The organism is Flavobacteriales bacterium (assembly GCA_025210295.1).
Lineage (GTDB): Bacteria > Bacteroidota > Bacteroidia > Flavobacteriales_D > Parvicellaceae > S010-51.
This window is the reverse complement of the sequence record JAOASC010000046.1, coordinates 59,039-71,069: the sequence shown is the minus strand read 5'-3', so window position 1 is coordinate 71,069 and position 12,031 is coordinate 59,039. Positions and strand designations below refer to the sequence as shown.

The window sequence follows — 12,031 nt, the reverse complement described above, 5'->3', positions numbered from 1 at the left end:
TGTTAAAAATTATAAAGTATAAACGGCAAAAATAAAATAAATTGTCTATTCTACTATTTTATTTGTTTTTATATCCCTTTAAGAGTTGATTTTATTACTTCTTCTACAGTAATATCGCTTCCAGCTTTAGCTAAAATTTTATCAATACTAGTCTCAGCTTTCTTTTTATCAATTCCTAAAACGACTAGGGCAGATAACGCCTCAATTTTAATAGTATTGTTTTGAGGAGTAATATTTTCAATATCAAGCCCTGTTTTTTCTACTTTATCTTTTAAGTCAACAATGATTCTTTGAGCAGATTTAGCACCTATTCCTTTTACGCGTTTAAATGCATTAACATCTTCTGAAAGTATAGCTTGTGCTGCCTCATCAGAGGTAAGAGATGATAGTATCATTCTTGCAGTACTTGGACCAACTCCAGATACACTAATTAATAAACGGTACATCTCTCGTTCTTTTTTGGTTCCAAATCCAAATAGAGTATGAGCATCTTCTCTTATAGACAAATGAGTGAATAGTCGAACACGTCCTTTATCTGGTAAATTCGAAAATGTAGTTAAGGTAATGTGTAAGAAATAACCTACTCCATTAACATCAATTACTGCATAAGCAGGATTTTTTTCTTCTAATATACCGTCTATATGTGTAATCATAGTTTTTATTTTCTAGTTTGAACATCTGCTACTGCCACAGTAACCATGTTTAATATTTCTCTAACAGAAGAACCTATTTGCAGTACGTGAACAGGTTTTTTCATTCCCATTAAGATAGGCCCTATTGCCTCGGCCTCGGCCATTTCTTGAACCATCTTATAGGCAATGTTTCCTGCCGATAGATTAGGGAAAATAAATGTATTGGTACTTCTATTAGCTAGTTGAGAAAAAGAAAAGTAATCATTCATTAACTCTTTATTAAGCGCAAAATTGGCTTGTATTTCTCCATCTACAATCAAGTTAGGATGACGCTCGTGAAGTAGCTTGGTTGCATTTCTCATTTTTATAGAATCTTCTCCCTCCGAAGAGCCAAAGTTGGAGTAGGAAAGCATAGCTATTCTAGGTTGAACCTTAAAGCGTCTTACTATTTTAGCGGTTAACAATGTAATGTCTGCTATTTCTTCTGCTGTAGGATTAGGGTTTACTGTTGTATCTGCAAAAAAGTAAGGCCCTTTTTTGGTCATTAAAATATACATTCCTGCTATTTTGTTGATGCCCTCATCAACTCCAATGACTTGCAATGCTGGTCGGATAGTATCTCGATAATTTCTTGTTAAACCTGAGATTAATGCATCTGCTTCTCCCATTTCGACCATAGCAGAACCAAAATAGTTTCTTTCTTTCATTGCTTTACGACATTCGTATAATGTCATCCCTCTTCTTTGGCGATGTTCAAACAAAAGATCGGCATATCTATTTCTACGTTCTAACTCAGCATCTTCTCTTGGGTCAATAATTTCACAATTTGAAAGCTCAAGTCCAAACTCTTCAATCATTTGTTCAATACGCTCTCGTTTTCCTAATAAAACAGGTAAAGCTATGCCCTCATCTCTAGCTATTTGAGCAGCTTTTAAAATTTTGTAATGATCAGCTTCAGCAAAAACCACCTTTTTAGGATTTCTTTTGGCACGTTCAGTAATGTTTTTAATCAGCTTGTTATCGAGCCCTAATCTGACCATTAATTTTTCTTTGTAAGCTTCAATATCCTCTATTGGAGCTTGAGCAATCCCCGAATCCATTGCAGCTTGAGCAACCGCAGGAGAAACCCAATAGATTAAACGAGGGTCAACAGGCTTAGGTATAATATGCTCTTTTCCAAAAGAAAGGTTCTTTTCGTCATAAGCTTCATTAACCTCTTCAGGAATAGGTTCTTTAGCTAGGTCGGCAATCGCTCTAACAGCGGCTAATTTCATCTCTTCATTGATACCTGTAGCTCTAACATCTAAAGCTCCTCTAAAAATATAAGGGAATCCAAGGACATTATTCACCTGGTTAGGATTATCCGATCGTCCAGTAGCCATAATAATATCTTCACGAACACTGGTTGCATCTTTATACGAAATTTCTGGATTTGGATTCGCTAAAGCAAAAACAATTGGATTTGGAGGCATCGAAGCAATCATTTCTTTATTCACAATATCTCCTTTGGATAATCCTAAAAAGACATCAGTTTGCTTAAAAGCCTCCTCAAGTGTTTCGATACTTGTATCTATTGCAAAGTATTGTTTTTGTTGATCTAAATTCTTACGCTTTGTTGTTATAGGACCTTTGGAGTCAAATAATAAAATGTTTTCTTTCTTAACTCCAAGTGAGATGTATAACTTAGCACATGAGATTGCTGCTGCTCCAGCTCCACTAACTAATACTTGAATATCTGCTATGTTTTTACCGCAGAGTTCTAAAGCATTTAATAAAGCCGCTGAAGAAATAATTGCTGTACCGTGTTGGTCGTCGTGCATGATCGGAATATTCAATTCCTTCTTTAAACGCTCTTCAATTTCAAAAGCTTCTGGTGCTTTAATATCTTCTAAGTTTATTCCCCCAAAAGTTGGTGAAATAGCTTTCACTGTATCTACAAATTTATCAATGTCAGTGGCATCTACTTCTATATCAAAAACATCAAGATCGGCATATATTTTGAATAGAAGACCTTTACCTTCCATTACTGGTTTGGAGGCTTCAGGTCCTATGTTCCCTAACCCTAAAACAGCCGTTCCGTTCGAGATTACTGCAACTAAATTGCCTTTAGCTGTATAATCATAAACTTTACTCCTGTCTTTTTCAATTTCGATACACGGTTCTGCTACTCCTGGAGAATATGCTAATGATAAATCTCTTTGAGTACTGTACGGTTTAGTAGGTGTTACCTCTATTTTTCCTTTTTTACCATTACTATGATAATCTAACGCCTCTTTTCTTCTTATTTTCATAATCTTGTGTAGTGTGCTAATTTAGTGCTTCAAAGATATAAAAATAGACTCAACAGCCTCTCACTCCTCTTGATTTCTTTTTCTGTTAGCCCATCCTGTTAATTGATCTTTTTTCTATGCAAGGGGGGATGGGTACTAAAAAAGAGGGAAGAAGTTCGCTTGTTGGTTGATGGAAAAATAATAGCTTAGGAATCTTCCAGTTTTTCTAAAGAAACATATTCTATTTTTGCTTGAGAAACTTCTAGAATGGTGATTTCATAATTATCTACTTTTATCACATCTCCTTGTTCTGGGATTTCTTCTATTTGTTTGATGATATACCCCGCTAACGTTTCATACTCTTCGTTCTCTGGTATGTTAAGAGGGTAGTTGTCGTTGATGAAATCGATTTCTGTTCTTCCTGAGAATTCAAATTTGTTTTTGGTTAATTGTTGGTGAGAGATGTCTCCTAAATCATGTTCATCTATAATTTCTCCAAAAATCTCCTCAATAACATCCTCCATGGTAATCATCCCAGCTGTTCCACCATATTCATCAATAACGATGGCAATACTTCTATTTTTTTGTATTAATTCTTCAAGAATGTTATTAGCAGTAATAGATTCGGGAACGATATTAACAGGGAGTAAAGCCGATTTAATATTTTCAGGGTGTTTAAACATCTCATAAGAGTGGATGTATCCAATGATGTTGTCGATGGTATCGCGATAAATTAAAATTTTAGAAAGTCCAGTTTCGATAAACTTTTCTTTTAATTCATTAAGGTCATCCTCTAGTTCAAATGCTATAATTTCATTACGAGGAATCATGCAATCTCTAGCTATAACTTCAGAAAAGTTTAAAGCATTGTGAAATATTTTTACTTCATGATCTAACTCTTCTTGATCGTCAGTTTTGTTTAAACTTTCTTCTAAATAACTATCTAAATCAGTTTTTTCAAAAGCAATAACTTCTACATCTTCATCAATGTCTTTAATAAATATTTTTAGAATGAGGTTGGCTAAACCTACTGTGAAAAAAGTAAAAGGTAAAAGAATGATACTTATGATTTGTAAGGGGATCGCGAATATAGATATGATTCTATTGGGATTTATCCTAAAAATAGCTTTGGGCAAAAACTCAGCAAAAACAAGCACTAATAATGTAGATATAATTGTTTGTAATAGGAGGATTAACACCGCACTATCTGTATATTGGGCAATCACCGGATCTAATACAATGGCCATTAGCATACCATAAACAACAATTGCTACATTGTTACCGAGCAACATTGTTCCAATAAATCTTGAGGGTTGTTTGGCAAATTTAGCTAAGATGTTCGCACGGATCCCACCTTGGTTTTCATCAAGAGCAATTTTAAGCCTGTTAGCAGATATAAAAGCGATTTCCATTCCTGAAAAGAAAGCTGAAAATGCTAGGGTAATGATAATTAATATTAAGTAAATGACGGAGTCTTCGTCCATAATTCAATTTATAATGATAAGGGCAAATATAATTATTTTTTGTTTTCTTGTTTTTGCTCGTTTTCAAATTTATCCATTCTTTTTCTAATTCCTCTTCTCACAAGAAACATTCCCCAGACAAGACCAGTTATTAAGATGTAAAATTTAGCGCCATTAAAGCCATCTTTTACAATAAGGTAGAGGGTTAATAAAGTGGTTAGAATGGCTACTCCAAACCAGAATTTCTCTAATAGTATATGAATTTTCATCGCTTTATTTTTCAGGGTCTTTAAAGTTATAGTGACTATCTGTTATTTTATGTAGTTGATATTTCGAAAAACTGGTATTCGAAGTTAATCCTTCTCCCATAATAATACCATCCTTGGTTGTTATTTTAACAACTTCATCTGTGGTGATACTGTCTTTATTGAAAAAGATATGTAATAACTCTGTTTCTAATTTCTCTTTTTTAGGGTTAGTGAAAACAACACTATCTCTAACAAGTAAATATTGGTCCTCTGAAAGTAATTTTCCATACTTGGAAAAAAGTTGAGACTCTTCAGTTCCAACAGAATCATAAAAGGTAACAAGCATCCCTTTAGGGCAAATTAGATTTGTATTAATGTTTTCTTCTTGCTCATCACTGTAGACCGAAATCTTTTTGAGTATGGGTGCTTCTAACTTTATTTTAGTGACACCTTTATCAGAAAAATAAAGGGTAACATTTTCAGAGATTTCACCTAAGTTGGTATTGTTTTCTACCATCTCGTTGACTTCTTCCAAAGAGTTACTACAAGAAAAAAGCATTCCTGTCATCACAACAAGAATGCTTTTAAAAATATTAAGATTGTTTAGTTGCATTTGATATGCTTAGTCAATAGCTCTAACTTTGGTGCTTTCTCCCCAACATGGAACTTTAACCGTTTGACCTGGGGTGATTTCAACTAAGAATAATTCAGATTTACTAGCTAGTCTATTTTTCCAAGCTGAAATTGTAGATGAACTTACACAACCTTTAGCCTTGTTAGCATAGTCAATAGCTAAACAGTAAACATAGCTAACTTCTACTTTAGAATTTCCACAAGAGTTTGCAGACATTGCAATAGCTCTAGCTATAATTCCATTTGCTTTGCATTTATCTTCCATCTTTCTAGCGTATGAAGCTGCAGATTTATAACTTCTTCTTGAAAGTTCAATTTGAGCTAATCTTTCATATAGCTTAGCTTTTTCTGTAGCATCTTCTGTTAATGATAATCCTTCTTCATAAAAGCTAGCAGCTTTTTTATAATCTTTTTGTGCATACCAATAGTTACCAATGCTTATAGCCGATTCTGCCGATGGAGACCAAGTATGAATTTTAGTCGCTAATTCAATGTAGAAGTCACTCGAGTTACATTTTCTACCGTCTAACATTTTAACTGCTTTTTTTATTAAAGCGGTGTCATTAGGAGCTGCTTCTACTTTTGGTTTAAATAGTTCTTCTAATTTATCACAGCTAGCGCATGGTGCAACGTTTTTGTCTAAGTAAGCTTGTGTTTTTTGGTAATATCCTTTTTTCTTTTCATTATCAGCATATTGAGCGATGTTAACATCACAGATCTTAGACAGTTTATCATACTGGTTTAATAAAACATCACACTCAGCTTTTTCATTTTTAACCATATAAAAAGCGGATAAAATAGAAGCATTGATCCATTTTGTTTTTACTTTTTTATCATCACAAGTTTCTAATCCCTTATTAATTGAATTATAAGCAGCTTCATATTCTTTTTTTCCTTTATACTTCATTAAGTCAGCTCCTCGGTCTAGTTGTATTTTATTACAATCTCCAAAGTTTTCAACCCATAAGTCGTAAATCATAAAAACCGTATCAGCCAAAGCAGCTTTTTTCACTTTGTCTTTCTCATTTTTGATCGCATCTTTATAGATGTATATTCCATGAGAATATAAAATTGGTTTATACTTTGGTGCTTTCTTTTGTGCATCCCACCAAAATAATTTAGCGTCAGCATAGTTCTTTTGTTTAAACGGTTCAGAATATAATGAGACAGCTGCTTTTCCAGCATTTTCATCTTCTCCCCAGTTGGGTTCAGTTTGTTTTGCACAATCTTGTCCAAAAGAAAGACCTCCAACTAAAATACCTAGTAATGTAATTATATTTTTCATCTTGTTTAAGCTTTAATTTTATTAATCATATTTACGTTTTCTAAACCATCTATCGTAGTTTGATGGAGCTAAAGAAAAACCTAAATAAAATCTAAAGTAATTATCTTCTATTAAGTTATTGTCTGTTGTTCCTAATTTTCCTAAATCTATTCCTAAATCAACTGAAGAAAAAGATCTCGAACTTAGTAACGGTGTAGATATACCAAAACTTATGCCATAATCTTTAATAACCGTGCTATTGATTGCAATATTAGTGTTTACAGTTTTTAGACCTAAGCGATAAGTTGATTTTTGGAAGATGCTTCTACTTTTGCTGTTCCAATCTTTCATTAATGTTGGAGTATAGGCAACTCCTAAGGATAATTTACTCGAATTGTTTAATTCAGAAGGTGTATTTTCTATCCCATCGTATAGTTCGCTATAGTCATTCCAGTTTGATTGCTCATATTGGAGTGACGTCGTTAATTTTTGGTTGAACGTAGCGGCTATCCCAACTTTAATACCTGTTGGTAAGTTTATTTTTCCAGTGATGTTTTCTTGAAAATCAACAGTATCTTTTTCTGTTTCAATCACACTAAATGTAGAGTATTTATAATTATAGGCATAATAATCTTTACTCACATTTAATTGGTTATTCATTGTATAGTCTATACCGAAAGCAAGGGTTAAACCTTTATTGATTTGCTGGCTATATTGAAGTCCAAAATCAAGGTTTACGCCATTGATGGTTTTAAAGTCATTGATTCTTGAGTTATAAAAAGTAGTGTTATCAAAAATAACAGAACGTGAATGATCAATGGTTCCAAATAAATAAGAAGCATTGGCACCAATAGATAATTTTAAACTATCACCTTTATTAATAAGCGTTCTTCCAACTCCAACAAATACTTTATTAATACCACCATTTCCCTCATAATTGTATCGAACAGAGTCTCCCTCATTTAGTGTATATGAATTAATATCATAACCAACAGTAGAGTAGGGCATTAATCCAAATGCGACCCCTGTTTTAGAACCAATTGGCATCCCTAATGAAAAGTTTCTTAATGCAAAATTACTCTGTGTAGAGTTGTCATTGGTAGTTTTTAAGTTTTGGACTTTTCCAAAAATTCCCACATCAAATATTGGTTTATACTTAATCAATGAACTATAAGATGCTGGGTTGGCGATGTTGAGGTGATTAAATTCAGCCAAAGCAACATTTGCACCACTCATACCAAAGTAGGTAGCTGTTGTTGGTTCAGAAAGTTCTCCCAACCCGTATCTTGTGTAAGGAGAGTTGTTTAATTTTTGTCCATAACCAATCAGGCTGAAAAAAGCAGTACAAGCTATGATAATTGATTTGTTTATTTTATTCATTGTAATCTAAAATTACTTTCAGCCCTTTTAACGTTAGTAATGGGTCTGCAAATATGCTATTTTTTTGTGATAATTCCTCGTTTTTGAAATAAGATAAATCTCCTCCAGTTAAAAAAATATTGAGTTGTTTATATTTAGACTCATAGTCTTGAATAAATTGCTTGATTTCGGAGAGCATTCCTTTGTATGTTCCAGAAACCATCGAAGACTTTGTATCGTTACCTATCAGTTGATTTGTTATTTCGTTTTCAAATAACGGTAAATTATCAGTAAAAGTATGTAGGGATTTATATCGCATTGAAAAACCCAATGAAATACTGCCTCCAAGATATTCATTGTTGCGATTGATAAAGTCAAACTTTAAACATGTGCCAATATCAATGATGAGGTTGTTTTGGTTGGGCTTTAAGTGGTATGCTGCTACTGCATTAGCTAAGCGATCCTGTCCTAAGGTAGCAGGAGTTTTATATTGGTTTGTGATTGGAGTTTTGGTGGTCTCAGCAAGTACAAGGACTGATGAAAATAAAGAAACAATCGAAGCAGTGTTTTTAGGATTCCTTACAGAACTAACAATTACTTTAGTATTGTGCTGTAGTTGACGTTCTTTAATGTATGTAGAAAATAAATTGTCGTCCTCAAATATCTTTAACGAGCCAAAGCTTCCGTTAGAATAAGAGAGCATCTTTATTCTTGTATTGCCTATATCTATGATTAGTTGAGTCATATTTTCAAAGTTTCTATTATAACTCAAAAATATTGAAATTTAAAGTTCTATGACTTCATTTTTTGAATTTACAAATTGATATTGTAATAAAGTGAAGTCAGCAACTCCTTTAACAGGAACCCATTTTTTCTGATTTAGAAACCAAGTACGTTGAATACTTTTTAAGCCTCGTTTAAGGTAAGCCTCTATAAAAGGATGTACTTGTAATGTTAAATCACTTCCTTTATATTCCTCAAGATGGTAGCGTAAGCTATTCTCGATTTCATCAATAATTAAAATAGAGGATTCAACTTCTCCTGTTCCTTTACATGTAGGGCAAGTTTCTGCTGTTTTAATGTCAGTTACAGGTCTTACTCGTTGTCTAGTTAACTCTATTACACCAAAACGAGTAGGAGGAATAATGTTGTGTTTAGCACGGTCAGAACGCATTGCTTCTCTAAGCGTCTCATAAAGCTTATGGTTGTTTTCTTTTTTGTGCATATCGATGAAGTCGATAGCTACAATTCCTCCCATATCTCTTAAACGCAATATTCTTGCAATCTCATGAGCAACTTCTATATTGGTTTCAAAAGCGTTTTGCTCTTGATTCTGAACAGAAGCTTTTCTATTACCAGAGTTGACGTCTATAACATGCATCGCCTCAGTATGCTCTATAATTAAATAGGCACCAGAAGATAACATCACTTTTTTCCCAAAAGAAGCTTTAATTTGTTTGGTAATCCCTAGTTGTTCATAGATGTTTACCTTTCCTGTATAATGTTTTACTATCCCTACTTTTTTAGGGGCAATAGTCTGAACATAAGACTTAATCTCTTCAAAAAGCGCTCCATCATTGACTTTGATACTGGTAAATTCTTCAGTTAAAATATCTCTCAGAACAGTTGATGTTCTGTTCATTTCACCTAATATCCTTTTTACAGGAACAGCATTTCTCAAAGATTTATGCATAGATTCCCATTTAGACATTAAGTCACTCATGTCTTGATCTAGGTCTGCTACTTTTCTGTTTTGAGCAACAGTTCGTATAATTACCCCAAAGTTTTTAGGTTTTATACTAGAAATTAAACGTTTTAAACGCTCTTTCTCAGCAGGATCTTTTATTTTTTGAGAAATTGATATCTTATCAGAAAATGGAACTAAAACAATGTACCTACCTGCTAATGTAACTTCTGCACTAAGTCGAGGCCCTTTTGATGAAATGGGCTCTTTAGCTATTTGTACAGTTATTAATTGGTTAGCGGATAAGATGTCTGCAATTTTACCATCCTTTTCTATGTCTTTTGAAATCTTATTGTAGGATAAGTTGGATGTTTTTTGAGCACCATTGATTGATCCGTCAAAGTATTTCTTCATTGAAAGAAACTGTGGACCTAAATCTAAATAGTGAAGAAAAGCATCTTTTTCATACCCTACATCAACAAACGCAGCATTTAAACTCGGTACAACCTTTCGGATTTTACCAAGATAAATATCACCTACACTAAAGTCTTTATTGTGTTTTTCTTTATGAAGTTCAATTAGTTTTTTATCCTTCAATAAAGCAATGTCGACTTCGTTAGGTTTAGAATTAATGATTAATTCGAAACTCACGCGTTTTGTTTATTTTATAATATTAAAAATGACATCTCGAAAAGATATATCTAACTTTATTATTCAGAAAATATAAAGCACAAAATAACAAGCTACTGTAAAAACAATAACTTGCTATTTAAAATATCTGATCGAACCTAATCTTAGATTAGATTATTTCTTCTTCTTGTGACGGTTTTTTCTCAAACGTTTTTTACGTTTGTGAGTTGCTATCTTATGTCTTTTTCTTTTTTTACCACTTGGCATAACAATATAGTTTTAATAATGATTATTACTCTAATTAACTTACTTTTACTTTGTTCTTTACTCCTTCAACAAAGGTTTTTGCTGGTTTGAAAGAAGGAATGTTGTGTGCTGGAATAATAATAGTAGTGTTTTTAGAAATGTTTCTTCCTGTTTTTTCCGCACGTTCTTTAATGATAAAACTACCAAAACCTCTTAAGTAAACGTTGTCTCCACCTTCTAAAGCGTCTTTGATCTCTCCCATAAAGGCCTCTACAGTTGCTTGAACTGCAATTTTTTCAACCCCTGTCTTCTCCGCAATATTTGCTACAATATCTGCTTTTGTCATTTAATTCTAAATTTTAATCTTTCCTTACTCAGTTTATCTTTTTGGGGGTGCGAAGATAAGTATTCTTTTTATAAGTATGAAAGAATATTTTATATTTTATTATTAATTCATGTAAAAAATAGTGTGGATTAGGTATTTTTGTTGTGATAAAAGCAAAAAAATAGATGAGTTTTGGTGAGAAAATAATTGAATGGTATGGCGTTTATAAAAGAGATTTGCCTTGGAGAGGAGTAAATGATCCCTACAAGATTTGGTTGTCTGAAGTTTTGTTACAACAAACTAGGGTAGATCAAGGGTTGTCATATTATTTAGCGTTTGTTGAAGCTTTTCCTACAGTTCAAGATCTGGCTAGTGCATCAGAAGAAGAGGTGCTCAATCTTTGGCAAGGGTTGGGGTATTATTCAAGAGCTAGAAATTTACATTTTGCTGCTCAACAAGTAGTCAATGATTTTAATGGTGCCTTTCCGACAACCTATAAAACAATTAAAATGCTAAAAGGTGTAGGGGATTATACGGCAGCGGCGATAGCTTCAATTAGTTTTGGGGAGTCAGAAGCTGTTGTTGATGGAAATGTCTATAGAGTCTTGTCTCGTAATTTTAAGATTGATACTCCTATTGATTCTACGAAAGGAAAACATGAGTTTAAAAAAGTGGCACAAGAGCTTTTAGGGACTAATGATCCAAGTTTGTTTAATCAAGGGGTGATGGAGCTAGGAGCAATGGTTTGTAGTCCCAAAAAACCAAATTGTAACGAGTGTCCTGTGAATAGCAGCTGTCTAGCATTTGCTGATAATAGTCCATTAGATTATCCTATAAAATCAAAGAAAATTAAACAACAAACTCGCTATTTTAATTATTTAGTGATTAAAAGTGATGATCGTTTCTATATAGAGCAACGAAAAGGAAAAGGAATATGGGAGAATATGTATCAGTTTCCTTTGATAGAGACTCCAAAAGAAATGGAGAATTGGAATAATGAGGTGGAGGGGATAAGGTTATTGTCTATAAGCTTGCCCGTTAAACATGTGCTTTCTCATCAAAAGATTTATGCCAAATTTTGGGAGTTTGAAGTGGAACAAAAACATTTTTCTGAAAATAAAAATTGGAGATTAACCAATAAAGAAAATATAGCTAATAAACCAATTCCTAAGCTGATAGAAAATTATATTGTCAAAAGTAGTTGGCTATAGTTAGGTGATAATGTTGAACCTTGTTTTTTTAGTAAGAGATAATGTTTTATCTTTGACTTTTTAAAC

11 protein-coding genes are annotated in these 12,031 nt (G+C 33.1%); 1 reads left to right on the top strand and 10 read right to left on the bottom strand.

What is annotated here, in order from left to right:
- Nucleotides 1-68 precede the first annotated feature (68 nt).
- The 10 genes from ruvA to N4A35_14205 all read right to left on the bottom strand — a co-directional run bounded on the left by ruvA (nucleotide 69) and on the right by N4A35_14205 (nucleotide 10,775).
- Nucleotides 69-653 carry a Holliday junction branch migration protein RuvA gene (gene ruvA, locus N4A35_14250; protein ID MCT4582574.1) on the bottom strand — a complete coding sequence of 195 codons (585 nt, stop codon included), beginning with the start codon at nucleotides 651-653 and terminating at the stop codon, nucleotides 69-71.
- 5 nt (nucleotides 654-658) lie between these two features.
- Nucleotides 659-2,926, bottom strand: a complete 2,268-nt coding sequence (locus N4A35_14245) for an NADP-dependent malic enzyme (GenBank protein ID MCT4582573.1) — start codon at nucleotides 2,924-2,926, stop codon at nucleotides 659-661.
- Nucleotides 2,927-3,108: 182 nt separating this feature from the next.
- Complete coding sequence (locus tag N4A35_14240; GenBank protein ID MCT4582572.1) at nucleotides 3,109-4,386, bottom strand: hemolysin family protein; 1,278 nt, start codon at nucleotides 4,384-4,386, stop codon at nucleotides 3,109-3,111.
- Between the two features lie 32 nt (nucleotides 4,387-4,418).
- Nucleotides 4,419-4,634 (bottom strand): hypothetical protein, encoded by a 216-nt coding sequence (locus N4A35_14235; GenBank protein ID MCT4582571.1) that lies wholly within the window; start codon nucleotides 4,632-4,634, stop codon nucleotides 4,419-4,421.
- Between the two features lie 4 nt (nucleotides 4,635-4,638).
- A complete protein-coding gene (gene lptC / locus N4A35_14230; protein ID MCT4582570.1) occupies nucleotides 4,639-5,226 on the bottom strand; it encodes an LPS export ABC transporter periplasmic protein LptC in 588 nt (195 codons plus the stop codon).
- A gap of 9 nt (nucleotides 5,227-5,235) precedes the next feature.
- Nucleotides 5,236-6,531 (bottom strand): hypothetical protein, encoded by a 1,296-nt coding sequence (locus tag N4A35_14225; GenBank protein ID MCT4582569.1) that lies wholly within the window; start codon nucleotides 6,529-6,531, stop codon nucleotides 5,236-5,238.
- A gap of 21 nt (nucleotides 6,532-6,552) precedes the next feature.
- Complete coding sequence (locus tag N4A35_14220; protein ID MCT4582568.1) at nucleotides 6,553-7,890, bottom strand: hypothetical protein; 1,338 nt, start codon at nucleotides 7,888-7,890, stop codon at nucleotides 6,553-6,555.
- A complete protein-coding gene (locus N4A35_14215; protein MCT4582567.1) occupies nucleotides 7,883-8,614 on the bottom strand; it encodes a type III pantothenate kinase in 732 nt (243 codons plus the stop codon). The genes N4A35_14220 and N4A35_14215 overlap by 8 nt, the downstream gene beginning before the upstream one ends.
- Before the next feature lie 39 nt (nucleotides 8,615-8,653).
- The gene (locus N4A35_14210; protein ID MCT4582566.1) at nucleotides 8,654-10,204 is read right to left on the bottom strand and encodes an Rne/Rng family ribonuclease; all 1,551 of its coding nucleotides are present in this window, start codon (nucleotides 10,202-10,204) and stop codon (nucleotides 8,654-8,656) included.
- A 280-nt stretch (nucleotides 10,205-10,484) separates the two neighbouring features.
- The gene (locus tag N4A35_14205) at nucleotides 10,485-10,775 is read right to left on the bottom strand and encodes an integration host factor subunit beta (protein ID MCT4582565.1); all 291 of its coding nucleotides are present in this window, start codon (nucleotides 10,773-10,775) and stop codon (nucleotides 10,485-10,487) included.
- A gap of 164 nt (nucleotides 10,776-10,939) precedes the next feature.
- Between N4A35_14205 and mutY the strand changes: the two genes are divergently transcribed.
- Nucleotides 10,940-11,965, top strand: coding sequence for an A/G-specific adenine glycosylase (gene mutY / locus N4A35_14200; GenBank protein MCT4582564.1), 1,026 nt, complete (start codon nucleotides 10,940-10,942; stop codon nucleotides 11,963-11,965).
- Nucleotides 11,966-12,031: the final 66 nt, after the last annotated feature.